Source organism: Deinococcus aestuarii (assembly GCF_018863415.1).
GTDB classification, from domain to species: Bacteria; Deinococcota; Deinococci; order Deinococcales; family Deinococcaceae; genus Deinococcus; species Deinococcus aestuarii.
Map to the genome: position 1 here is coordinate 160,536 of NZ_JAHKSN010000006.1, position 24,063 is coordinate 184,598.

The 24,063-nt window shown below is 67.3% G+C and carries 26 protein-coding genes; 20 read left to right on the forward strand and 6 right to left on the reverse strand.

The annotated features are described in order from the left end of the window. Positions 1-385: 385 nt before the first annotated feature. Together IC605_RS24595 and IC605_RS10345 are read right to left on the reverse strand one after the other, a co-directional pair. Positions 386-1,696, reverse strand: a complete 1,311-nt coding sequence (locus IC605_RS24595; RefSeq protein ID WP_246580672.1) for a J domain-containing protein — start codon at positions 1,694-1,696, stop codon at positions 386-388. A gap of 114 nt (positions 1,697-1,810) precedes the next feature. After that, a complete protein-coding gene (locus IC605_RS10345) occupies positions 1,811-2,584 on the reverse strand; it encodes a hypothetical protein (RefSeq protein WP_216322914.1) in 774 nt (257 codons plus the stop codon). Between the two features lie 390 nt (positions 2,585-2,974). Here IC605_RS10345 and IC605_RS10350 point away from each other — a divergent pair, with 390 nt between their 5' ends. Beyond that, positions 2,975-3,271, forward strand: coding sequence for a helix-turn-helix domain-containing protein (locus tag IC605_RS10350; RefSeq protein WP_216322930.1), 297 nt, complete (start codon positions 2,975-2,977; stop codon positions 3,269-3,271). Positions 3,272-3,481: 210 nt separating this feature from the next. Here IC605_RS10350 and IC605_RS10355 read toward each other — a convergent pair whose 3' ends face one another. Next, a complete protein-coding gene (locus IC605_RS10355) occupies positions 3,482-3,922 on the reverse strand; it encodes a hypothetical protein (RefSeq protein WP_216322932.1) in 441 nt (146 codons plus the stop codon). Between the two features lie 309 nt (positions 3,923-4,231). Here IC605_RS10355 and IC605_RS10360 point away from each other — a divergent pair, with 309 nt between their 5' ends. After that, on the forward strand, positions 4,232-4,468 hold the full coding sequence (locus tag IC605_RS10360) for a helix-turn-helix domain-containing protein (RefSeq protein ID WP_216322935.1): 237 nt from the start codon (positions 4,232-4,234) through the stop codon (positions 4,466-4,468). 105 nt (positions 4,469-4,573) lie between these two features. Here IC605_RS10360 and IC605_RS10365 read toward each other — a convergent pair whose 3' ends face one another. Together IC605_RS10365 and IC605_RS10370 are read right to left on the reverse strand one after the other, a co-directional pair. After that, entirely contained in the window at positions 4,574-5,482 is a 909-nt protein-coding gene (locus tag IC605_RS10365) for a nucleotidyl transferase AbiEii/AbiGii toxin family protein (protein ID WP_216322938.1), read from the reverse strand. Continuing rightward, positions 5,479-6,075 carry a type IV toxin-antitoxin system AbiEi family antitoxin domain-containing protein gene (locus tag IC605_RS10370; RefSeq protein ID WP_216322941.1) on the reverse strand — a complete coding sequence of 199 codons (597 nt, stop codon included), beginning with the start codon at positions 6,073-6,075 and terminating at the stop codon, positions 5,479-5,481. Before IC605_RS10370 ends, IC605_RS10365 begins: the two co-directional genes overlap by 4 nt. A gap of 262 nt (positions 6,076-6,337) precedes the next feature. On the opposite strand from IC605_RS10370, the gene IC605_RS10375 reads away from it, so the two are divergent. After that, positions 6,338-6,748: a hypothetical protein gene (locus IC605_RS10375; protein ID WP_216322944.1), complete on the forward strand. Its 411-nt coding sequence runs from the start codon at positions 6,338-6,340 to the stop codon at positions 6,746-6,748. Positions 6,749-7,308: 560 nt separating this feature from the next. Next, positions 7,309-8,607, forward strand: a complete 1,299-nt coding sequence (locus IC605_RS10380; RefSeq protein ID WP_216322947.1) for a replication initiator protein A — start codon at positions 7,309-7,311, stop codon at positions 8,605-8,607. Positions 8,608-9,008: 401 nt separating this feature from the next. Here the strand turns inward: IC605_RS10380 and IC605_RS10385 are convergent, their stop codons facing one another. Further along, complete coding sequence (locus tag IC605_RS10385) at positions 9,009-10,025, reverse strand: hypothetical protein (protein ID WP_216322950.1); 1,017 nt, start codon at positions 10,023-10,025, stop codon at positions 9,009-9,011. Positions 10,026-10,452: 427 nt separating this feature from the next. Here IC605_RS10385 and IC605_RS10390 point away from each other — a divergent pair, with 427 nt between their 5' ends. The 16 genes from IC605_RS10390 (at position 10,453) to IC605_RS10460 (ending at position 23,951) form a co-directional block, all read left to right on the forward strand. Beyond that, positions 10,453-10,635: a hypothetical protein gene (locus IC605_RS10390; RefSeq protein ID WP_216322953.1), complete on the forward strand. Its 183-nt coding sequence runs from the start codon at positions 10,453-10,455 to the stop codon at positions 10,633-10,635. 397 nt (positions 10,636-11,032) lie between these two features. Continuing rightward, positions 11,033-11,161 (forward strand): hypothetical protein, encoded by a 129-nt coding sequence (locus IC605_RS25100; RefSeq protein ID WP_281416263.1) that lies wholly within the window; start codon positions 11,033-11,035, stop codon positions 11,159-11,161. A 259-nt stretch (positions 11,162-11,420) separates the two neighbouring features. Further along, positions 11,421-11,978 carry a hypothetical protein gene (locus tag IC605_RS10395; protein WP_216322955.1) on the forward strand — a complete coding sequence of 186 codons (558 nt, stop codon included), beginning with the start codon at positions 11,421-11,423 and terminating at the stop codon, positions 11,976-11,978. 208 nt (positions 11,979-12,186) lie between these two features. Then, on the forward strand, positions 12,187-13,290 hold the full coding sequence (locus IC605_RS10400; protein WP_216322957.1) for a class I SAM-dependent methyltransferase: 1,104 nt from the start codon (positions 12,187-12,189) through the stop codon (positions 13,288-13,290). 288 nt (positions 13,291-13,578) lie between these two features. Beyond that, complete coding sequence (locus IC605_RS10405; RefSeq protein ID WP_216322960.1) at positions 13,579-13,986, forward strand: hypothetical protein; 408 nt, start codon at positions 13,579-13,581, stop codon at positions 13,984-13,986. A gap of 277 nt (positions 13,987-14,263) precedes the next feature. Next, positions 14,264-14,548, forward strand: coding sequence for a hypothetical protein (locus IC605_RS10410; protein WP_216322964.1), 285 nt, complete (start codon positions 14,264-14,266; stop codon positions 14,546-14,548). A gap of 11 nt (positions 14,549-14,559) precedes the next feature. Then, on the forward strand, positions 14,560-14,955 hold the full coding sequence (locus IC605_RS10415; protein ID WP_216322967.1) for a hypothetical protein: 396 nt from the start codon (positions 14,560-14,562) through the stop codon (positions 14,953-14,955). Continuing rightward, positions 14,952-15,650 carry an N-6 DNA methylase gene (locus IC605_RS10420; RefSeq protein WP_216322970.1) on the forward strand — a complete coding sequence of 233 codons (699 nt, stop codon included), beginning with the start codon at positions 14,952-14,954 and terminating at the stop codon, positions 15,648-15,650. Before IC605_RS10415 ends, IC605_RS10420 begins: the two co-directional genes overlap by 4 nt. A 359-nt stretch (positions 15,651-16,009) precedes the next feature. Beyond that, positions 16,010-17,038 (forward strand): AAA family ATPase, encoded by a 1,029-nt coding sequence (locus IC605_RS10425; RefSeq protein ID WP_216322973.1) that lies wholly within the window; start codon positions 16,010-16,012, stop codon positions 17,036-17,038. Next, the gene (locus tag IC605_RS10430) at positions 17,035-18,006 is read left to right on the forward strand and encodes a ParB/RepB/Spo0J family partition protein (protein WP_216322976.1); all 972 of its coding nucleotides are present in this window, start codon (positions 17,035-17,037) and stop codon (positions 18,004-18,006) included. The genes IC605_RS10425 and IC605_RS10430 overlap by 4 nt, the downstream gene beginning before the upstream one ends. 652 nt (positions 18,007-18,658) lie before the next feature. Continuing rightward, a complete protein-coding gene (locus tag IC605_RS10435) occupies positions 18,659-20,041 on the forward strand; it encodes a replication initiator protein A (protein WP_216322979.1) in 1,383 nt (460 codons plus the stop codon). A 312-nt stretch (positions 20,042-20,353) separates the two neighbouring features. Beyond that, positions 20,354-21,463 (forward strand): hypothetical protein, encoded by a 1,110-nt coding sequence (locus tag IC605_RS10440; protein ID WP_216322982.1) that lies wholly within the window; start codon positions 20,354-20,356, stop codon positions 21,461-21,463. Between the two features lie 256 nt (positions 21,464-21,719). Next, a complete protein-coding gene (locus IC605_RS10445) occupies positions 21,720-22,661 on the forward strand; it encodes a hypothetical protein (RefSeq protein WP_216322985.1) in 942 nt (313 codons plus the stop codon). A gap of 30 nt (positions 22,662-22,691) precedes the next feature. Then, positions 22,692-23,003, forward strand: a complete 312-nt coding sequence (locus tag IC605_RS10450; protein WP_216322988.1) for a hypothetical protein — start codon at positions 22,692-22,694, stop codon at positions 23,001-23,003. Position 23,004: 1 nt separating this feature from the next. Further along, on the forward strand, positions 23,005-23,253 hold the full coding sequence (locus IC605_RS10455) for a hypothetical protein (RefSeq protein ID WP_216322991.1): 249 nt from the start codon (positions 23,005-23,007) through the stop codon (positions 23,251-23,253). 107 nt (positions 23,254-23,360) lie between these two features. Further along, positions 23,361-23,951: a replication initiator protein A gene (locus IC605_RS10460; protein WP_216322994.1), complete on the forward strand. Its 591-nt coding sequence runs from the start codon at positions 23,361-23,363 to the stop codon at positions 23,949-23,951. Positions 23,952-24,063 lie beyond the last annotated feature (112 nt).

The window sequence follows — 24,063 nt, forward strand, 5'->3', positions numbered from 1 at the left end:
CTCGACCACAGGGTCTGCACACGTGTCTCACACCTCGTCCGCCCTGCTTGCGATCTTTGCCTGCCGGACCTCCAGTGCCCGAGCCTCCACAGCCCCTCTCGGCATCCCAAGCCGCGCACCTGCAGAGCCACCCGCTGGGGGATGTTCATGCTTGCCACCTCGGGCACCCCTACCGGAGGTTTGGCAGGACCGCGCTCCTGCCGCTGCAAGTTCAACGTGTGCCTGGAAGCAGCGCGCGCCAGGAGGGTGGCGTCAGGCGCCCCTCCGCCTTCCAGAAGGCGGGCAGGCGTGACCACCGACGGAGTCGTGTCCGCCAGCTTGCTGGACAACACATCCTGCACGCGCTCGGTCCGCAGGAAGTCGCTTCTCCTCTTCGCCCCAGCGCTCAACCCAGGAGCTTGTGGTAGGCCGCATTGATCGCCTGCATCCGCCGCTCGGCCAACTGACGGAACTCCGGCCCTAGGTGCCCGACCCGGTCCGGATGGTACTTCTTGGCCAGCTCCCGGTACGCTGCCCGAATCTCCTCCGGCGAGGCGTCGGGTGCCACCCCCAGCACTTCGTGCGGTCCTCCCCCGCCGTCCGCACCTCCCAGCGTCTCCAACGCCTCAAGCAGGTCCTCCGCCCCCCCACGCAGGCACCACACCTCACCAATCAAAGAGAAGTCCGTGTCCCGGGCGCGGGGCTGCCACACCACCGGCACGCCCTGAAGCTGGCGCGCCGCGTGCCGCACCTGGTCGTGGATCTCCCGCCACGACTTCACCCGGTCCCCTCTCGGCGCCCCCAGGTCCATCCGGTCCGTCCTGGCCTTCACGTCCACCACGTACTTCTCTCCCGCCGGCGACACGAGGATGGCGTCCGCGTCGCCCCCCGAGGCCAGCAGCAGGTTCGGGATCATCTCCCACTCGGGGGGCATGAGGTTGTACAGCTCCTGAACGGCCTCCGCCTCGACCCGCCGCCCGAGGTCAGCGGGTGAGGGCTCGAGCGAGGCCTGCTCCAGGTTGCGCCGCATCCCGGACCAGGCCTGCAACTGCCCGGCGAGTTCGTCCGCCGTGCCGATCACCGTGCTCACCCCATGCTCGGCGGTCGTCTCGTAGTCCCCCTGGGCTCGCGGGGGCTTGACCACCCACAGAACGTGCTGCCCACGGCTCACCACCCCGGGGTCACGGGCGGCCAGGGCACGCACGGTGTCGGCGGTCACGTCCCGCCAGTTCACGTGCGGCGTGCCGTACCGCTGCTCGGCCCGTCCGGGCGTGATCCCGACGAAGAAGGTCTGTCCCTCCGGGCTCACCAGGACCCGCGCGACGTGGTAAGCCTGCGGGTCCCTGGGCAGGTAGACCTTCCACCCCGCACTGAGGCTCCTGACCAGGCGTCCGAGGTGACGGTCGAACCCCAGCGCCCGTCGGTGGAGTGCCAGGTGACGCAGCGCCAGGAACGCCAGGACCGGCGCGATCAGCAGCACCGCAGTGTTCCCGGGAACCAGGCGGGCCAGCAGGAAGAACATCACCAGCAGCGCGACCGCGAGCAGGCGCCCCACCTGATCCTGGGAGCGCAGGCTCAGGGCAAAGACCACCAGGGCAAGCACCACGGGCACTCCACCCTGGAGTCCCAGAACCCGTTGCGCGAACAGCAGGACCGTGAACGCCACAGCGGCCGCCGCGAGGCTCCGGGCGCCCCGGATGTCTGGGCTGAAGGTCATCGCCTCCTTCCTGGCCCCGAGAGAGCCCAGGAGATGTAGGAGCCGTTGCGGGACGGGGGGATGGTCAGCGGACACCGGGGGTCCTCTCGCTGATGATCTGGAGAGCCCGATGAGTCACGGCTGGTCCTCCATCACGGGGGAGGCCTTCACGATGTGCTCCAACAGCGCGGCGAGTTGCAGGTCACGCCCAACGGTGCGGACCGAGGGGCCGCCCTCCCCGGAGACAACCTCCCGCAGCAACCCCTCCAACACCTGCGCCGCCGGCTGTCCGCTCCGCAAAGCCCGGCGCATCCAGGTCCTGGCCCGACGCACCTGCTCCTCGAGAGACAGGCTCAGGGCAGCGCTGCCTTGAGCGCCCAGCTGGCGGAACCGGAGGGCCGCCTCCCAGCAGATTTCCAGGACGCGGTCAGGTTTGGGTTGGCCCCCGAGCACGATCAGCGCCAGTTGTACTCTCAGCAGCGCGACAAGCTGCTCCTCACGTGGACTTAGGGGCGGAAACGGCAACTCCACCGGCTCAGGAATGTCGGGCGCGGGCGGTAGCCCCGCCAGACGCTCGACCGCCAGCGCCCCTTTAAGCAGCGCGGTCACCTCCGTCGCTGCGCGGGAGGCGTCCCCCGGATCGAGGGTCACGGTCCGCAGGTTGAAGAGCTGCTCCGCGTCCCGGGTGCTCCGTTGCACCGCCAGGTTGTCCTCGAACCGGGCCGTGTTCAGGCACAGCGGCCAGAAGAACCCCTGGACACTCGCGCAGTGGTAGGCCACGCCCCGCAGAATCTGGGCGGTCCGCAGGGCGAAGTGCCGCACGTCGGGCGAGGGGTCCGACTCCTCCCGCAGCCACTCCCCCACGGCGACGGCCATCAGGAGAACCCGCTCGACGGTCTGCGGGGGCAAGGGAGGCACCGACGATTTGGGGATGCCCCGGCGCCGCTTGGCCGGGCCGCCGTGCTCTTCAGGTGCTTTGCCGGTCACAGCCTTGAACCCCCAGGACCGAGACCGTGACCCATCGGATTCCAGGCGGGATGAGGCGAGCGGGCCGGCGTCTGCCCTCCTAGCGGGGCGTAGGGGGGATCAAGCCTGGTGGTATGGAACCCGGGGAGAGGCGTGAGAAGCATGGATGGGCCGTCCTTTCGTGATGGAAAGCGTGACTCGAGACCCTACAGACCAGCCAAAAGATTCTGCCGAGTACCAGGGGCGCTCTCTGGTCGGTGCGTTGGCTGACCAATATTTTAGGCCATAATTTATAGCGTCGCCACGAAGAAGGTGGGGGGCGAGGGTGGCGGGATGCCGTCACGCAAGCGTCAGGCCCGTCCCGAGCACCTTGCCTTTCAGGTCGCGCTGGGTGAGTTGATCCGCGCCGGGCGCAAGCCGAGGTTCAATCAGGACGACTTTGCGGACCGGGTGGGGGTGTACCGCAGCCACATGGGGTTGATCGAGCAGGGCAAGCTCGACCTGCGCCTCTCTACCCTGTTGGCGGTAGCCGAGGCGCTCGACCTGCCCCTGTCCGAACTCATCCGGCAGGTCGAGGCCCGGCTGGCGGAGGACAGCCTCTCCCCTACTTCCCCATCAGATCGCGGGTGAAGGTCAGGAGTTCTCGGAGTGCCGGTGGTCTCCGAGGTGGCCTGGGCGCCGATCTGCCTGTGCTTCCTTGACACCACCGGAAGTGGCGTGATCGGCCACGACTAGGCAAAATCCCGCTCGCAGGTCAGGTCGCACGGAATGGAGCGGGAGTGCCGAGCCGTACCGACAGCAAGCGCGGCTTAGGCAGATCGACCCTCGGTGGCCTCTCCCCTACTCCTCTCCCCCCAGGTCGTGGGTGAAGGTCAGCGGCTCTCGTGTCTGCCGGTTGTACCCGAGGGCCCGGGCGCTGATCCGCCCCTGCTCCCAGCCCACCGTGAGCAGCACGTGATCCTCATTGAAGAGGTCCGTCCCCAGGCCCTGACGAAGCCAGATCACATCCTGTTCGAGGGGAGCGAGTTGACGGTCGGGGTACATCAGCCACTGGCCCACCCAGTCCAACTTGCCGGGGGAGACGGTCTCCAGGCAGTCGCTCCAGCCTAGAACGTAGCGCTCGTCGAGGGCCAGGGGTTGCCGGCGGAGTTCCGGGTCGCCGCAGATGTACCCGGCGGGGGCGGCATATTGCACCGAGAGGTCGCTCGCGCTGTGGAAGCCGAACAGCGGGCCCCCCTGGTAGCTGCCGGAGGCGTAGAGCCGCTCCCTGAGGAAGGCCACGGCCTGGAAGCTTGGAAGCTGAGGGTGATGTGCCCGATGGGCTGGGCCTGCTCGTCGCTGCGGGACCGCCGTGGACCGGGGAGGTCCAGGAAACGCTGCTGTGAACGCGTGAGGTCACGCATCAGGCGCCCCTTTGGTCCGGGAGGTTTGCGGGTCGGTGTTATCCTGCATCTGATCCACCTCAAGTTGGATTCTGAAGGGGCTTGAGTTTCTCACGCCCTGGCCCCTTCAGGCTTGCACTATACCATATCGCGTAGTATTGCGATTTTGCAGTAACGCTGGTCTGTATACTCAGTCAAACTATTGGTCATGTCTGCAACGCGGTGGAAGCTCGCCGATTTCCTCAAGGCTCGTGGCTTCTCCGCCTATGCTCTCGTGAAAGCCAGTGGGGTGAAGCAGCCCAATACGATTTATCGCATCGCACGGCCAGGTCATGAACCGACTCGAGTAGATTTACCGACCCTCACCCTCATTCTCGATGGCCTGCGCCAACTTACCGGCGAGGACGTCCAGATCGGCGACATCCTGGAGTACCACCCAGACTGAGACGGGCAACAGGGTTCGGGCGTTCGCAGGGAAACGGTACCTTGAACAGCACCAGGACGCTCTGGCCCTCGCCCTTTCAGCTTGTCCCAGGGCAGAGCCACTGTGTCAGGCCCAAAGAGGCGCCCAGGCCCACCCCGAGCAACCGCTAGGACTGGCCGGCACGCCCGCCGCAGAACTACAACTTGTGATGTGCTGGTAGGCGACACTCATGTCCGTGACCGCGTGGTCGGCGTCGCGGGCGAGCGCCGCGAAGGGGACACGCCACTCCTCAGGGGGAGGACGCAGCTCGTCGGACCTGGGCAGCGGATGGGTGCCGTAGCGGGTGAAGACGTCCTGGGTGACGTGTTGGACGTCGGGACCGGGCGCCAGACGAAGTTCACCGATGATGAGGCTGAGGTCGAACAGATCCTTGACGCGGGTGCGGACGTCATTGGGGCGGGGACGGGTGTACGCGTGGAGCTTCTCCGCGAAGTGCTCGGGAAGAGGGTAGCTGTACATCGCGGGCGAGTCGAGTTCGGCAAAAGCCAGGTCGATGCGGGCTGGCAGGCGCTCGGGGGCGTTGATCAGGGTGTCGCACTGGCCGACATCGACGAGGAACCACGTATAGGGCTTCCCGTCGAGCTGCGCCTCGACCCGGAAACGCCGGCCCCCTTCCGGAGGGCCCTGGAGGGCGCCCCGGCCCGCCTGGGGAGGCGTGACGGTGAAAAGGAAAAAGTCGCCGAGGTCAGCTTCTGCGGCATCGGCAAGATCATCGAGGATGTCCTCGGCGGGTTTGGGAGGGGCGTTGAAGTCGAGATCCTTGGTAGCGCGGGCATGGCCGCCGAGGCGGAGTTCGAGAGCGTACCCACCCTTCAGAACGTACGCGTCCTCGTGAACACGGTTGAGGCGGGCCAGGAATCGCTCGTACGCGAGCCGACGTTGGAGATGGGCGAGGTCCTCACCGTTGTCCTCAGCGAGGGTGCGAAGGCGGTCGCTGAGGGCCCGGCGGAAGGCGGCGGGTGTCTTGTACCTCACGAGGCCTCCAGAGCGTTCAGCAGGCGGCGGCGGGCGGCGGGCGGCAGGTCCTGGGCGGCGGCCAGCAGGCGGCGTGGGCGGATCAGCCCACGTGCTGAGGCCTCCTGAACGGCGCGGTGCAGGTGTTCTGGGCTGAGGGGGCTGTCCGCCAGATCGAGGAGCGTGCGCGCGGGGGTCGTCACGCGGTACCCGCCGGCGGGCTGGGTGTCCTGGGGCGCGAGGTGCGCCCGGTGGAGGACCACCCCACGCGGTGGGGCCTTGCGGAAACCGGGCGGGACCGTCAGGTGCACCCGGCTGGGATCGTGATCGCTGAGGTCGTGGTGACGCAGGGCGGTGTCGTGGGAGACGACCGCCTGGGGCTGGTCGTGGAGGTCGCGGCTCCAGAGGGTGAGGCGGGCGAACTGATCGGCGCGGCCCTCGGGGTAGTCGCGCAGGCGGTAGACGCCGCGCTCGGGGCGCAGCCATTCGCCGATGCGGGCGTAGTGGTGCTGGAGGCGACGGGAGAAGCCGGCCGCCTCGGCCTGCTTGGCACTGAAGTAGCCGGCCTGGCCGTCGGCGACCTCGAACAGCTGCCGCCGGTGTTGCTGAGTCACCTCTGCCTTTAACCGACCCACGTACCAATATTACATATTATGTAATATCTGTGCAAGATTGGGCGGAGAGGACGTCAAACCCTCCTCAGTGGAGTGAGGGCACCGGTCATTCCAGGAGGACGGCGGCTTTGAAGCGTGGCCGGTCCCAGAACAGCCTTCCTTGCCCGCGCGTGCGGCTCACCTGGGCGGCCGCCACCCCCCGCATCATCCCCGTGGGCTGACCGGCTTGACGCGCCGCCTGCCCTGCGCCCAGCCTGGGGGCATGACGGCCGTGCCCCGCTCCCCGCTCGACCACCCGGCCAACAAGCAAGCTTTTGAGACCTGTATCGCGCTCACCCTGCAGGTGGTCGCCGCTGTGGAGTTCGCCCCCGCGCTGGGCGAGGAACGGCCCACCCGGGAGCTGCTGCTCTCCTTCGCCGAGCAGGTGGAGCGCAACGCGCGGGACATCGCCCTGATGGCTGGGCACGGGGGGACAGATCTGCGGGCGCTAGGCGAGGACTGGTGTGGCAAGCTCGCTGCCACCCAGGACGACCCGCTCGCGGTGGCGTACCACGCGCTGCACTCGGCGGCATACCTGGGGCTGGAGCACGGGGTGACGACGGCGACGGTGCTCGCGGCAGTGGGTTACGCCCTGCGGGTGCTCGCCCTGCGCGAGGGTCGGCTCAGCCACTGAGTTGAACCGCCCGTTCAGTCTGTGCCCTGGGTCCGTTGCAGGCGTCAGCGTGCGTGAGACAGACCGATGTCCCCCTACCGGCGCCCGCGGGAGCAGCTGGATGGTTGGTGGGGCATCCCCTGCAGCTGTCCGTGTGACGCGAGGCTCGGGTCCACCACGACCCTCCGGCAGCCAACCTCGCTACCTTTGAGTCTAACTTATCGCTAGGTTTGAGTTTGGCGAGGAGATCTGACGGCCCAGACGTTATTTCTCAACTATCGCTACCTTTGAGTCGACCCCCGTCTTTTGGGTCCTAGAGACACGCTACCTTTGAGTCACATGCCTGCCGGGGCCGTCGCCAGCTTTGAGTCTTCAGGACTGAAAAGGCACGCTACCTTTGAGTCGTGCCCTCGCTAACTTTGAGTTACATCCTCGCTAGCTTTGAGTCTCCAGGGAGTGGAATCCTCGCTAACTTCGAGTCACTTCCATGAGGATTGCCGCGCCAGGAGCAGGTCTCCCCCGGCGCTTGATGATGCAATCAATCTTTTCTTGATCTTTTAAAGTCATTACAATCATCCATCATGAGCCAGGGCAACGAAAAGTGGATCAACGAGCTGACCCTGGCGCGGTCCGGGGTATTCAGCATCCTGAACCGGGACAACGGCGATGACCAGAGCTGGGAGACCACCTTTAGCATCGGCGACCGCCACTTCTACGTTCAAGGCGTCGCGGCCCGCGGTCGGCCGCACGGCGTGGACCCGGATGTCCTGCTCGCGCTGCAGACGTTGTTCTTCGAGGCGGGTTGCCCGGACGACGACACTGTGGAATGCACGGCCTACCGACTGCTGAAGCTCACCCCGCTCGGCACCCGCGGCAACGCCTACGCCCGGCTGCGCGAGAGCCTGCTGCGGCTGGAGGGGGTGAGCTGGCTCACGCGCGTCTCCCGTCAGTCGGGCGGGCGGTTTCGCGGCACCACCGAGACCAACCGCCTGATCGACCGCATCTCCGTGCGGGACACCAGTCTGAGCGCCAGCGGCGAGGGGGGGACCATTGAGGCGGGCGCACCCCTGCGGGTGACCTTCTCGCGGCAGTTCGCCCAATCGATCCGCGAGGGCTTCTACCAGATCCTCGACGCCGAGTTGCTCAATGATCTGAAACAGCCCACCGCGCGCAGCCTGTACCGGGTGCTGCAGGCGCACCGCGTTGGGGACGACGGCTCACTCGTGCGGGAGCTGCCGGTCATCATGGCGGCTTGGCGGGAAGCGACCGGGCTGAGCGGCCAGCGGCCCAACAACGTCAAGCGGACCCTGGATGGCGCCCACGTGCACCTGATCGCAGCCAAGTACCTGCGCGACGTGTCCTACGAGGGCTCTGGCGAGGGTGCGCGCATCAAGTACGAGTTCGAGGGGGAGGTGGACCCCGAGCTGGTCCGGTTGCTGACCGAGATGAAGGTGAGCCGCCCGGTGGCCGAGGCCCTCGTCGCCGATCACCCCGAGCGCATCCGGCCAGCGGTGCGGGCGGTGCGCCGGCGGCTCGACGAGGGCTACCGGCCGAGGTCGCTCGCCGCAACGGTGGTGGACGCCGTCCGCCATCCCGAGAAGTACGACGTCAGAATGGGTGAATTCAAGAAGGCGCCCACCCAGGCCAAGGTGAAGGCCCAACCCCAACCGCAGCCGGTGCTGCTGCCCCTGAACCGCCAGGAGTCGCTCGGCATGATCCGCTCGATCCTGCGGGTGAAATTGGGCCGCGCGCCCCGCGGTGAGGCCCTCGCCAGTCTTGAGACCCTAGACGACGCGGCCGTGGACCGGCTGTCCGCCGCAGCCCGGGGCCAGGAGGACCTGATCGCGTCCGTGGAGGAGCTCACGGGCGAGCCCCTTTGATCCGAAAGAGCCCCCGGTCGTGCAGGACTGACCTGGCCCCAGCGGAGCAAGAACCCTCCACGGGAGCCGGAGACGTGGAGTCTAGGGAACCGACAGCGTCTCATCGGCGGAACGGATCACCACAAGGAGGACCCGCTGGACCCACTCTTTGGACGGGTCGAGGCGACTGCACTCGCGGACGGTTGCCCCACGCCTCCTCGCCACGTCCGGCGCCGGTCGGCTCTCAGGACCCGTGCCGCCGGCTACCGCCGAACTGCCACCTCGTCTGGGGAGACGGCAGTCGGCCTGGACGCGGTGAAGACGGTGTGCGGGGACCATGCCCGGTTCGCATCCTGGCCTGTTTCTCAGCGGCGGCGATCGAGCGCGGCACAGCCCGGGCACTCCAATCAGGACACCTCGCCTCACGTGTCGTGCAGGTGGTGCTCCCCCACCGGCTCCCCCGGTCCCCGGTGGCGCTCCTGATGAATCCGCAGGTCGACCTCGACGCTGCCAAATTGCTCGATCAGCGCGGGCGTGTCCAGCAACAGCAGCACCTGCCGTCCCTGGCCCTGGGCTGCGGCGAGCACGTCCGGCGCGTCGAGGGCCACGCCCCGCACCACGACCAGGTGCCCTGGCGGCGTCTCGGCAAGCTGCTGGGCCGTGACCTTTGCCCCTGCCGTCAGGACCTCCTCCCACACGAGGGGGCGGGCCGCCCACTGCAAGATGGGCAGCCATCCCCGCGACACCTTGGGTTGGAGCAGCCGTATCCGGCGGCCCTGAGCATAAACGGCGCGCAGCAGCAGCTCGAGCGAGGCATGCACGTTGTGAGGTGCGCCAGTCAGGAGGGCACTACTCCAACCGCTGACGGGGATCCACGTGGCCTGCGCCGGGATAACCGTCAGCAGGCCCTCGGTAGGCAAGGTCATGAGGGAAATGCCTGCGCCCGTCAGCGTCCGAAACTGCCAGTCCAGCTCGTCGCCGTCGGGCCACTGGTCCCAGAACTCCTCCATCTCGGAAAACGTGAGGTGAGTGGCCCACTGTTCGGGCGTGATCCGGTCGTCCTCAGCCTGACGGAGCGGCACATGGTGAGGGCCATCCACCACGAGGTGCCGGAGCCGGACCGGGAGGGCTTCCCGGACGAGTTCCAGGGTCTGATCTGGCGAGAGCAGCAGGGCGCTCGCCACCGCGGGGGTGAGGCGGGCTACATCCACCTGCAACCCCAGCTCACGCGCGCGAATGCTCATGACCTCCGCCAGAGCCGGCGGATCGTACACCGGCGCGGGCGCGGCGTAGGGGGTCTCCCGCAGGGCCTGGTAGCTGTCGTGGCCGTACGCGGCGGCGACGAGCTGCTGAACGTGCCCCAAGCTGAGCGCGACGTCCTGCTCCCGCAGGGCCAGGCGCAGCCGCACCGACTGCCGCTTGACAAGTGACACCAACACGATGATCCTCCGAAGGGTTTTGCTGCGTTCAGGAGCGTCAGCCCGCGCACTGCTGCTCCCCACACCAGCCCATTCGGGAACCAGAACAACAGAATAATGTCTCAGCCTGCATGCCGTTTACCCAGCGCGCGGGGGGTCGGTGGCACCGCCGTGTGGCCTTACCCTAACACAAGGGCGGCAGCGACCGAAACCCCCCTCATTCATCGGCTCCAGCAGCACCTCAGCGAGCCGACGGTCTCCAGTCAGCTTTGTCCAGTTGTTAGGGGCCAGACCAAGTATCCCACCGTGTTGTCGTTGGATATCGAGAAGGATGGCTTTTGAACCTCACCAGGCGCGAGAGTTCACGCTGAATTGCCGCCTTTAGGTCGCGCCGTGGGTGGTCATTCTGCTGCCCCAAGAGGTGCCTGGTGGGTACACTGGAGGGACGATGACCCGGCTGCCCGCACCCCTGCTCGCCGCCCCCCGCCCCCACATCACGGACGAGCGGCAGGCCGAGGTCTACCGCCACGTTGCTAGCAGCCTGCAACTGGAAGGGCTGGACACCACACCCGAGCAACTCGCCCGGCTTGCCGAGCGGGAGGACGAAAGCCGTAGGCCACACCGGGAGTGACGGACGTCCCTTCACCCCACAGGAACAGGAGCGCCTGCCGGAGGCGCTCCTTTTTTCGACCCAGCAGGTGGCCGTGTCACCACCAGCACTGCTGAGCGAGACAGAATTGCACGCCTGGCACGCCGCGCTGTGCGCTGGAGTCGAGACGATGCGACCCGGTTGCTACCGCCAAGCAAACATTGCCTTTGGATTATTCCTCGGCAGCGCTCCCCGCCTGATCCCCCAGGAGATAGCCGGCCTCTTGGAGTAGCACCATGTGGCACTCCGGGACTTGGAGGAGCGGCAGCAGGCGGGAGAAGACCTCGCCCAGGCCGTGCTGCACCATGCCACCTGGCTGCACGCCGAGCTGATTCGGATTCGCCCCTACTGAGACGGGAACGGGCGGCTCGCCCGGCTGGTGCAGGCTTGGCTCTGCTGGCGCTTCGACCAGCCCGTGCCGATCTACACCGACCGGGCGCGTTATCTGGCCGCCCTGAACCGTTACCACCACACCAGGGATCTGCCCCTCCTGCTCCGCCTAAGCTAGGAAAGCCAGACACCTCCAGGTTGACTGATACGCCGGGAGCGGGAGTGCCTCCCTTGCGCCCGGCATCGGTGAGACCCAGAAGCTCTCCTGCCTTGAAGGACACAGGCGTCGCGCCCTTCTCCGGGCCGCCGGGGTAGGAAGGAATGTTGCTATGCCACAGACGATTCCCTCTCGCGCTTTCCCCCATCCGCCGCAAGCCCTGCCATCACACCCGCAGGGTTTCTCGCCCCTGAGACTGACGCCGGAACATCTCGAGCAAATGCTGGCCTGCCTGAACGACCACCTCCAGGGCAGCTCCACTCAGCTTGCCGACGCGCTGGGTCTCACACGTGCTGCGGCGCAGCCCCTGATTGACGGCCTATGCAGCCGTGGCCTGGCCCGCTTGAACGGCATGAAGCGGCGGTACGAGCGGGCCTACACCCCAGTCAACAGAACCCTGATGCGGGATCACCTGCGTCCGACCATCCACACCTGTCTCAACAGACGTCCCGCTCTGGCCTCTGGCGTCACCCGCGCCCTCGGCGAGCCTGGGGAGCACGTCGCGGAGACGTGCAAGGTGATGCACCTGGAGGGCGATCTGCATGGAGCGTCGGTGGGGGCCGTCTTCGTGTCCTCGCTGCCGTCCACCGTAACGCAGGAGCCCAGCGAGCCCCTGCCCGTCTCCTCAACTACTCCTCTTCTCGCGCCCCTCCGGCGCAAGTGCGTCACCGAGGACGTGGTGCGGGCCGTACAGGCGGCGTTGCCTCCTGCGAAGTGCCGGGCGGGCGGCGAGGTGGAACGGCTGGGCCTCAGCCCAGTCAAGTTTACCGCGTCCTGAAGCAGGTCCTGCCCTCCAGGTAGCCCAAGGGTCGCGGCCCGGCGGGGTAGAGTTCCTATGACCTCCACCCTGGCTGAGACGGCTCCGCTCTCCCCCACCGCGCCCGGCGCCGCCGCGCCCAAGGTCATCGCCCTGTCGCGCAAACGTGCAGGGCGACCTAGAACGCCGGGCACAAGAAAAGGAGACTCCCTCTTACGTGGGCATGAACATGACCCGCAAGCGCAGCCTCGACGCAGCCAGCCGGGCCGAGGACGCCTCGCGCCTGCGCCGCCTGCAACGCGCCTACCGTGCGGTGGCGGACGGCCTGGAGGACGGTACGCTCCCGTCCGTGCTGGCCCGGGTGACCCACCCCAAGCTGATCGAGCTGCTGGTGCAGCTCGGCCCGGACCACGCCGCCTCGCTCGCCAGGGTCTGCCTGACCAACGAGGAGTTCGAGGCCCTGCGGACGCACGCGCCAGCCTCCCTGGTGCTGGGCAGCGTCGGGGCCTTGCCGGTGAAATACGGTTGGCTGCGGGAACTCCTGCCCGAGCAGGTGAACGGGGTGCTCACGGTTCTCCGGGAAGTGGCGCCCCTGAAGCCCTTCGACCACATCGCCGCGAACAGCCAGCGGTTCGTGTCCGAGGCGAGGACCTGGGAAGCCATGAACACCTGTGGGCTGACCACCCCGGTCCTCGCCGTGGAGGCCGCGGCCGCCCTGCGTAAGCTGGCCGAGGCGCGGGTCGATCCGGCGCGTGCCCAGCGGGACCGGGTGGCCATGCTCGAACGGGACCTGGTCGGATACCGCGTCACGGGGTTCTGGCCCACGCCCGCCCCGCTCGCCACCCACCTGGCGACGCTGGCCGAGCTGCGTCCGGGCCTCCGGGTCCTCGAACCCCAGGCCGGGAAGGGCGATCTGGTGGACGCCCTGCTGGCCCTGGAGCCCGAACTGCACGTGGAGGTCTGCGAGCAGAACGCCAGGCTGCGGGAAGTGCTCGAGGCCAAGGAATATCGGGTGATCGGCAACGACAGCATGGCCCTGCAAGGCGAATGGGACCGCGTGGTCATGAACCCGCCCTTCGAGGGGCTGGCCGACATCGGCCACGTCCAGCACGCCTACCGCCTGCTCGCCCCCGGCGGCGTGCTGGTGGCCGTGATGGGCAATGGACCGTTCTTCCGGCAGGAACGGGTGGCCCGGGACTTCCGGGCTTGGCTGGAGGGCGTGGACGCGGAGGTGACCAGCAACGACCCAGACGCCTTCAAGGTCAGCACCACCGGGCACAGCACGGGGGTCCAGACCTACACCGTGCGCATCGTGAAGCCGCCCCTGGGCTGAGGAGCGGTGGGGGCAGGGCAGTTCTGGCCACTTGCCCTGCTCCCCAAGGAGGAAGCCTGTGATCAGCCTCAGCGCACCGGCCGGAGCTCCCGTCTTCTCCCCCATCTGCTGCCCGAACTGCGGCAGCCCACACGTCGACCAGACCCACCGTCAGGACCCGGAGCTGTTTCGCTGCACCTGTTGCGGCCTGGTGGACGATCTCCTGCAATTTCGCCCCGCGCAGACCCCGGCGCCCCAACCCCAGGGGTCGCGCCCGCGGGCGCCGGGGTCGCAGGTCCAGGAGGACCTATGAATCACACCGTCATCGCCAGCATCACCGGCCATCCCCTCGCCCACTGCACCACCTCGGAGCTGGCCGAGCAGGCCCGGCGGGTGCTGCAAGGCCATTACGGCCCCAACTCCTGCCATCTCCTCCCGGCCACCGGCCTGGAGCAGGACGCCAGCGGAGCACCCCTGCCCCGCCTGACGACCGAGGACGATCTCCGCCTGGTCGACGCGGTGTGGTGCACCTTCGACTCCGAGGTGGAGTGCGTCATGGTCCTGCCGGTCGTGACCCTTCAGGGGCTGGTGTGGGACGAGGCACGGCTGGTCCAGGGTCAGTGGCTTGCCCTGACCCGCGAGGCGAATCGGGGCCGGGAACTGATCGAACGGCACTTGGGCGAGGCACTGCTGGGGGAGCAGGCGTCGCTCCCCTGACGGGGAGCGCTGGCCCGCCATGTCATCCGGACCCCAACGTTTCAACCCTCACTTCTGGCGCCGCTCGGAGACCCCTGCGAACTCCCCGGCCCCCACGCCGGAGTTGTCCTCAACTCCCGCGTCGCAGCCTTCCCCAGCTCTGGAGATGGCCTGCGACGCGTCCCCAGCGACCGCACAGGAAGCGCCCCTGCCCCGCGCCCCGTGGGCTCCGCCGGAGGGGGCCAAGAACAAGCCCCCGGCCCGGGAATACCCCGTTCGCCTGCCTCCACCGCCCCACATGGACAAGGACCAGTGTGAAGCGGCCTTTGAAACGCTCAGCGACGAGATCCGTGCCCGCTTTCCCGGCGCCTACGCCGTCCAGCTCGTGGCGACGCACTGCGGGCACCGCACCGGCCTGAGCCTCCTGGTCCGCAACAAGCTGGGCTCCCCGCTGGACCTGGAGCGCGGCGACGGCGCCCTGCCCTTCGACCTGATCGACCGGCTGATGGAACTGGTCGGCCACGGCGACTGGGTTCTCGCAAAAAGCCCCCCTGCGCTCTCGGGAAGGGACGACCCGTTCTGAAGGAGGCCACCATGCGAACCGTTTTTCTGATCACGCCTGTCCGGCCACGCGAAGATGATTCCCCCGAGCGCATCCGGCAGAGCACCATGAATTGTCTGGCGGCGGCAGCGGGCCGCCCCTTTCCCTACCCCGAGGCGTGCCTGGTGCTGGAGGTCGGACGGCGGATCGGCGGCCAGTTCGAGTTCCACTTCAGCGTGGTCACAGGAGACGGCGTGCCGCTGTACTCACCCGGGGCCTGGGTGACCTTCCTGGCGGAGCGGTGTGAGGCCGGGAGCGTCCTGTGTTCCGAGGACGGCGTGACGTTCAGCCTCGACGCCTTCCTCGCCCTGCCGGACGTTCAGCGCCGCGTCGGTGCAGAAGTCGCGCCGCGGGCGGCGCCCGGGGAGGTCGAGGAGGCACCACCTTGACCATTCCACCCTGGCTGAAGATCGTTCTCAAGCTCGAAGGGCGGCACTCGGACGTGTTCCGGGACCTCGTGACCCTGGCGGCCTGCGTGTGCAGTTCCGGACAACGTGAGGACGAGTACCGGCGCACCGCCGCGAAGTTCACCCCGGAGGAACTGAACGGACTGTGCGAGGCCTTCGGGGACCTGATGTGCCTGAAGCTCGCAGACCCGTTCCTGGACCTGTTCGGCGCGACCTACATGGAACGCCTGAGCAAGCACGCGCGGCAGCATCTGGGGGAGGTCTACACGCCGAGTTCGGTGGCCTTGCTGATGACCAAGCTGGTGATGCACCCGCCCGAGCCCGGGGAGACCTTGAAGGTAGCGGAACCGGCGGTCGGAAGCGGCACCCTGATCCTGGCCGCCGCGCAGGCGCTGGAGGACCTGGGAGTCAGCCGCCTCCACATGCAGGTGATGGACACCGACCTCAACCCCTTCGCAGTGGACATGGCGCTGGTCAACCTGGGACTCGCAGGTGTCACGGCAGTCGTCCGCCATGGCAACAGCCTCACCGGGCAGGTCTTCCGCGAGTACCCGACGCCCGCCTGGCACTTCGCGTGTCCCTACAGCGGCGAGACCAATACCGAGCGGCTGCGAGGCATCGATGTCCTGGAAATGTTGCGACTAACTGTACCCTTGCCAGTCCGTGCTGCGGGCTGACGCGCTACCGAATTTAACCATTCGACTGGGGTGTGGCTTTCTCTTAACAAGAAGTATGGCGTTCCTGAGGAAGTCAAGAACGGCAGGGGAGAGAGGCCCGCGAGTTGTCGCTCTGTCGCTCTCTACAGCCCGGTTCTCCTCTACACGTTCAAGTTCTCGGCCTTCCCACGCCTCGTCACCGCGGAGTTAGAGATCAGGTCTCTAACTCCGCGAAGTCGGTCCTGAAGGGTGTCGTTCTTCGTGCCTCGCCCCAGCCTCTCGGGATAGTGAAGCAAGTTCTCCTGCCGTTCACTGGGTCCTGGGAGTGCAGAGACCACGAAAAGTTGACAATGTTTTAAACATTTGAGTAGCCTGCCGGTATGCCGCTCAAGCCCGTGCCTGGAACCGCTCAGGTGACCAGCGCCGAATTGCGGTCGCGCTTTCCCGAATTGCTCGATCAGTTGGGCCAGGGGACACGGGTCGTCGTCACGCACTACCGCCGTCCTATCGGCGCGCTCGTCAGCCTGGAAGATCTTCAGCGCCTGCGGCGCGCCGACGTCGCGGATGCCCAGTCGGGGCAGGGGAGACTTATGCAGATCATTGGAACGCACAACCAGTCGGGTGGGGTCGGGAAGACCACCAGCGTCGCGGAACTGGGGTATGACCTCATTACCCGCCTCAATCCCCGCACAGGGCAGCCCAACCGGGTGCTTCTGGTCGACACCGATCCGCAGGCCTCCTTGACGAAACGCTTCGGCCTGCACGACGACCCCTCGTCCCCGGCCCACGTGGTGACCAGCACACTCTTCATGAGCGTGATGGACCTGCAACTTCCCGGGCCCACGCCCCTGCCGTCCGCCACAGTGCCGGAACTCCACCTGATCCCTGCCAACCAGCACCTGAGCCGCCTCGACGCGCTGCTCTACAGCGACGACAGCCTGCTGCCGAACCTCGGCCAGGTGCTGCGGCGTTACGAGGACTACGACTACATCCTGATCGACACCCCGCCCAGTCGGGGCATGATCACCCGAGCCGCGCTGGTCGCAAGCGATCACATCATCATTCCGGTCAACAGCAGCCTCAAGGCCATGGAGAACTTCGACAGCGTCTCCGAGGTCATCGGGCAATGCCAACGCCACAACCCGAACCTGCGGGTGGCGATGTTCCTGCTGACCCAGTATCAGAAGAACATCCTGCACGACCAAGACGTGCAGCGCATCCTTCAGACCCAATACGCCGGGATCGCGCCCACCAGCAGTCCGGTGCCGCACCGCAAGGCGCTGTTCAACGACGCCAGCCTCGCCCGGCTGCCTGTCGCGCTCTACCGCCCCAAGGACCCGGTGAACGAGGACCTGCGCCGGGTCACCGACGAACTGCTCGCTTACATCGGCGAGCCGGTGACGGCATGACGCGCGGGCGACCCAGCATGGAGGCCCGGACGCCGGCACCCGCCACCGTTCTGGGCAACCTCGACCTCGCCCGGGCGCGGGTCATTCCCTTCGCTCAGATTCGGTTGATCGAGCACCACAACCCGCGTGGCCGGTACTCACGGGATGAGGTGTTCAGCGAGGAGAGCCTGGCCCCACTCGTGCGGTCGATCCGCGAACGCGGCGTCCTGCAACCGGTGCTGCTACGCGCCACGCCCGGCGGACAGTATGAACTGGTGGCGGGCGAGCGCCGCTTCCGTGCTGCACAACTCGCTGGCCTGAGTGGCGTCCCCGCCATCGTCGAGACGGTGGCCGATGCGGACCTGCTGGAGTACGCGCTGATCGAGAACCTCCAGCGGGAGGCGATGAACCCGGTCGACCAGACCTTCGGGGTGCTGGAACTGCTCAGCCAACGCACCGGACACCCGCTGAGCGCGCTGCCCCCCTACCTCAACCGTCTGCGCAACGGCACCGAGCGTGACGAACACCGGGTCGAGGAAACCCTGCAACAGGTGGGGGGTTGGACCCTGCTGACCTTCGCCACCCGCAACGTCAAGTTCCTCCAGTTAAGGACCGAGGAACTCGACGCCATAGCTGCGGGCAAGCTCACCAGCAAAGCGGCCTTCGAACTGCTCCCCCTAGGCGAGCACGAGCAGCGGAGCAGTCTCTTTGAGGAGGCCGTGCGGGAGGGATGGTCCGCGAAGGACCTTCGAGTCCGGGTACAGCACCTTTTGCAGGAGGGGAGCGCTCCCTCCGAAGCCAGGGCACTCGTCTCCCGAGTGAAGGCCTCCCTGACGGAGCGGCGTGTCGTCCAACTCAGTGCCGCGAAGCGGAAGGAACTCCAGCGTCTCGTCGAACAGCTCGAGTCGCTGTTGCAAGAGGAGCACCCCAGAGTCTCGGGAGGACGCCAAACTCAGGCGAGAGCCGCCCGGGGCAAGCGCTCGACCTGAGCATTAGGGGACGCCACGGATCGTGTCCTCCTTCACATGTCTCCTCTCCGATCCTCAGGCCTTGGCACGCGGCTGGCCTCGCCATCTCTATTTCAGGGGTGCTGACCATGCCGTCGTATTCCTTTGCATGCCACTGCGGATCAACAGGAGAGCCAACTGGGCAGCGCCTCCAGCCCAGCCAGCCGGTTCCGACCCCTTTGGGGGAAACTGGACGTGCAAGGAGGCGGGGAGCGGGGTGCCCTGCCGCCTGCTTGTCCCCGACCCCTTCGGGGGAGCAGTGGGAACCGACGGCAAAACGTATGTTCCATCCGGGAAAAAGAGTCACGCAGAAACTCCCGACCCCTTTGGGGGACACCCCAAAGGGGTCGGACCTGAACCATGACCCCATCATCCGACCCCTTTGGGGGAAGTCGAAAATTTCTCGTCCTGAACGTACTTTCCCTATTTCCCTATTGAGAACGTCCACACTCGACCCCTTTGGAGGAACTGGGCGAGGGATCTCCGACCCCTTTGGGGGAATCAGGCCTTTACCCCCGTCCCCTTCGGGGGGAAAACGCTGAAAACGACGTGTCCGTGGGTGAATACGTCCGGCCGTGTTGTTGTTCTCTTTTAATCTTTTATCTACTCAAAGACCAACAGACACAGGAGGCCCATGAGCAAACGACTGATCATTCCAGAGAAACTTACGGATGAGCACTTCCTCGCCCGGCTCGGCTTGATCAGCGTGCAGACCCGGGTCGACGAGCGCAGCCCCCTGAACCATCGCTGGACCAGCCGCTTCAGCATCAACGGCCACGACTACCACGTCGAGGGCTTCGCGGCGGACTTTGGCCGCCCCCGTGGCGTGGACACCGACGTGCAGATCGCCATCGAAACCCTCTTCGAGCGGCAGGGGTGTCCTGAGGACAACACCATCGTCACCACCGCCTATGAACTCCTGATGCTGTGCCTGATGACGGACAAGGGCGACAACTACCTGCGGCTGCGCGAGAGCCTGATGCGCTTGTGGCGGGTGGGCTTTCTGGTGTCCCGCGCCTACCACCACCCGAGCAGCCCCTGGGCGATGTACCTGAACGAGACCTTGAACCTGATTCAGAGGGTCCGGTTCTGGAGCAAGGGGGCCCGCCGGGAGTCGCCCGACCTGAGCACGATGGTCGCGGACGGGCGGCTGATCATTCAGCTCTCTGACCCGGTCGCGCAGAGCATCCGGGCCGGCTTCACCCAGCACCTCGACACCATGCTGCTCTCGAGGATCGAGCAGCCGGTGGGCCGCGGCGTGTACCGCCTCCTTCAGGCACACCGCACCAGCGAGCAGGGGGGAGGGCTGCGGGTTGGCCTGCGGGAGTGGGCCAGCGCGTGCGGCATCTTCAGCCCGGACTCGGACAAGATCCGTCGCGTGTTGCAGCCCGCCCATGAGGAACTGGAGGCGAACGCCTACCTCGAGGGGATCGAGTTCGAGGGCCGGGGCGCCAAGCAGGTGTTGCACTACCACTTCCGCATGGAGCCGTCGCTCGACCCCCACCTGGTTCGGGCCGTGCGGGAGCTGGGGATCAGTGAGGTGCGGGCCCAGACCCTGGTGAAGGGGCACCAGCATGCCCCGGAGCGGGTCCTCGCTTCGGTCGAGTACGTGCGTGCCCAGAAGAACGTCCGCTCTCCAGGAGCCCTCCTCGCGGACATGCTCACCCATCCCGCAAAGTACATCCTGCCCGAGGAGTCCACACGGGGCACCCTCGCATCCGCCTCCCCACCTCGGCTCGACCCTCGCGTCCTCGAGCAGCAGATCGAACGGGACCAGGAGGTGCGGCAGCGTCAACTGCTCGAACTGCCACCGGCCGAACAGTGGCGGGCCAACCAGGCCACCCTGCGCTTCATGCTCAAGGCCTACCTGAGCGCCCCGCAGCTCCAACACTTGGAGGAAGCCTGTGTATCCGGCCGGTTGAGCGCTTCTCAACTGGCCCACGACCTGAGCGTCGCCACGGCCCGGGCCGCCAAGGCGGACTTGGTGCAGGCCCTCATGTCCCAGTTGGATGCTTGAGCCAGGAGTGTTGGAAGGTCCACCGACGTCCCGAATGCACCTCCCATCATCAACTTCGTGAACGCCGTGATGGGAGATCAGGGGGACTGGGGCCTCGTTCACCGGGCAGCAGGCCGAGCACGGCCAGCCCCAACCCGTCCCCAATGACCTCCGCCGTGAGGTGCGGCCAGCACAGCGGCCCTCACGTCACCACGGCCGTGTCTGGCCCGCTTCCCGGCAGTCACGGAGTTTTCCAAGACCGTTTCTGCCCATACGCGGTAGGGGAGAGGAGAGGTCCCCTGGGAAGAACCACTCCGGGTGCACGCTGAGCGCATGCGCACCCTGTCTCTCTCCCTGCTGCTGCTCGCCCTCGGAGGCACTGCCCATGCTGTTGCCCCGACGCACCGTCTGGTCGCGGTCGGTCAGGTCCTGAACTGGCCGACCGGGGACCAAAGCGTCACGCTGAACGTCCGTGAGTCGGGCGTCGTGACCCTGACCGTGGACCACCCCGGCTTCGACGGCGCCGGGTACGCGGCACGCCGGGCGACCCAAGGCGACGAGCAGTACCGGCCGGGCGTGGTCATCACCACCTACCAGCTCGCGGACGCGGCCGGGCGGGTCCTCCTGCGGCGCGACTATCTCCCCGGGCAGGTGTCACCCCAGGCAATCTTCTCCGGCGTGCTGGAGTCCGGCCAGTACCGGCTCACCCTGTCGGTCAGCGGCGCGGCCAAGCGCGTGGTCGGCCTGAGCGTCACCGGCCCGGTCGAGGTCAGCGCCACGACCCTCAACACCACCGTGAGGGGGCGCCAGTGGACGCCGGTGAACGCCGTGCGTCTGGGGGGGCAGGCCACGCTGCGGCTCTACAACGGGGACAGTGCCCGGGAACTGGAGTTGCGCCTTCGGTACGACAACGGGCAGATCGTGCCACTTCCCAGCGGCGTGCGCGGCCGCTGGACCGAAGTCCCGCTCGTCGCCGGGATCGGGATGATCGAAGCCCGCCAGGGTCCGGGGGCGAAGCAGTGGAGCAAGTCCTTCGCGCTGTCCCTGCTGGGCGGGCAGGCCCAGGCCATACCACAGGTCCTGCAAGCCTGGACGGTCACCGTCCCGGAGCAGGTGGTCCAGGTCACGCCCATGCGGACCCAGGTGGTCGAGATTCAGGAGGTGCGGACCCCGGCCCGCGAGGTCCTGGTACGTGACGTCACGCCGGTCAATCCCCCAGCGCAGGTTGCCTCCAGCTCGCCGTTTATCGGTCCGGTGCAGGCGGGAACGTTGACTCCCACGGCAGTCCAGGGCACCGACGTCAGCGCGGGTGTTCCGGTCAGCGTCACGGCGGTGGACGGACCTCTGCAACAGACGGTCTCGCTCAATCTGGCCGCGCAGGACGCCCCCCGCTTCAGGTATGACCAGTGGCCCGCTCAGCTTTCCGGCCTTCGCCTTCCGTAAGAGGACGAGGGTCTTCGCCCTGTGCTCACGTCCAGTAGACGTGAGCACGACTCGCGGTGGCGGACGCCACGTCAGGAGTGAGACCGTGAAGTGGAGATTGCTGGGTCGTTGGACGTTAATCCTGGGACTGTCACTGGGCGCCATGGCGGCGGCCGCGAGTGGAAGTTCCGCTGGAGTGCGCAGTGGACAGGCGCAGACCGCTGGTCTGGGCTCCGAGGTCATGAAGCACTGATTCCCTCCCCGTGTTCATACGTTGATGCGGATTGGTGTTCGCTATAAGGTGGGGCATGGCTGTGGTCGACTTCCCCTGCTGGGTGACCCGCCGGACGCCCAGTCCCTGCTGGCGACCGAGGTGGTGCGCCACACCCTCAGTCTTCCCAAAGGGGTGTCCGAGTACTTCACGGCGCAGGGGCGGCCGCTGGGCCTGAGCGGGGCCTCCATGATGGTGCTGGTGCTCAGTCGCCTCACCCATCAACTCGCCCTGCCCGCCGCGCCGCTGCAAGGCACGCACCGACGTTTGCTCGCGCTGCTGACCTGGCACGGCGCGGGACCCGCCGATCTGCACCGGCTGCTGCCTCCTTCGGCGCAGGCGGCCTCTATTCCCTGGGCAGTGCTCGCGAGCAACGAGGCGACCCTGGCGTTGCTGCAACGGAGCACATCCGAGTTCGGGATGGCGACCCCCACCACGCTCCTGGCCTACGTCGCCGACGAGTGGCAGGTCAATCCCGACTGGCTCCTCGGCGTCCACCCCCGGCCGGGCCGCGAGGTCGGCTTCCTGACCGGCGGCGCCATCCCCATAGAGCGACTCGCGGCCGCTGTGCTCGACCGGGCGGCCCGGCATGGTGGCCTGGAACTGGCCCTGCTGATGGGCAGCACTGGAGAGTTGCCGGCTGCCTCGCCCGGCGTTCTGCTGCTGGCCGTTCGCTTCGAGGATCCCGTGAGCCTCCCGCGTCACCGGGTGCTTGCCCTCGTCGACACCGCGGACGTTACCCAGCTCGGCGCCCTGCGTGAGCTGACCCGGCAGGTTGCCGCGGCCCATCCCGGCACACAAGGCACGGGCGAGCGGATCGCGGTCGACACCTTCCAGGCCCTGGTCACCGGGCGGCGTCACATCGCCGAGGTCCGCCACCTGGCCTCTCCCACCCGCTGGTCCGCCGACGAACTCCTCGAGCTGTATCAACCGGGCGCCGCCGACTGATGGCCTCGTCCTCGACCCCAGGAGGTTCAGATGACCTATTCCACTGATCCCTTCACCGCCTACCGTGAGGCCGTGGCCACCATGAAGGGACCGCTGCTGAGCAGTCCCCTGCGCCCGGTGATCATCGGCCTGACCGTGGAGGCCGCCTCGCGGCACAGCCAGGTGCGCCTGCACGTCACGTTACAGGGCACCCTCCCGGTGGCCGCCCTGCTCGGCGACGAGGCCTTCCGGGGCCTGCTGGCGCCCATGCTCACCCCCGGAGACGTGGAGCGGGGGCAGGTGCACTTCGAAGCACGGCGACCTCGCCTCCCTGAAGTCCGCCGCCCACGTAACGGGCGTTGATGTGGGCACCGCGGCCCTGCTGGAGGCCGTGGTCCGGGAGTACGTGCGGGTGCTGCGGTACCGGGGAGAGGTGCAGGCCGGTCTGCACCCTAAAGTGAAGCGCACGGAGGCGGAGATCGCCACCAGCAGCAGCCTCAACCCCCGGTGGCGTGAGCCGGTGATCACCGCCCACGGCGCGGTGTACCTGTCCCGTCCGGAGATCGAGCGCGCGCCGGACCTCTTGGGCGGCAGCGAGCCGCCGCCCTTCTGATGGCACCGAAGGGCGGGAGGGGGCGCACCGGTTCTTCAGCGGCATCTCCGTTGGACAAAACCACGTCCTCCGTACACTCGCCGCATGGTGACGGCAGGGAAGGGGACATGTTGAGGGGCCACGACGAGAAAAACGTGGCGTCCCTGATTTTCGTTCCGACCCAGGAACGGCTCCCGGAAGACATGCTCCGGCTCGAGCGGATCGTGTTCCGCCCCAACGGGCAACCCGCCAGGATCGTGTGCGTCGGCGTACCGGGCATCGGCCTCGCCCGGGGGAGCGACAACGACCTCCTGGTCGCCCTGATCAACACCTACATCGAGGCGGGGTGCCCGGCAGACGGGTTCATCACGACCACGGCCTACGCGCTGCTGAAACTCGCGGGCCTGGACACCACCGGACAGTACTACCACGCGTTGGCGCACGGGCTGGAGCGGATGCTCAACACCACCTACCACGTGACCGACGGGTGGTTCGACGTGCGGGAGAGGCGCTACGTCACCGCGTCCTTCCGCATCATCGACAACCTCAACCGCACCCACGGCGAGCCCGAGCAGGGCCGCATTCGCCTCGACCGCCGCTCGACCCTGCGGATCCGTCTGAACGACGAGCTCACCAAGAGCATCAACGCCGGCTACATCAAGCCCCTGAACCTCACGGTCTACCAACACCTGCCCTCGGTGGGCTCACGGTGCGGGTGACCCGATCTGGCGTAGATGGAGATAAGCCTCGAAGATAGGAGGCACCATCATGATCAATCGCCGAATCCACAGCGCCGAGTTCAAGCGAGATGCGGTCCAGCTCGCTCGCACC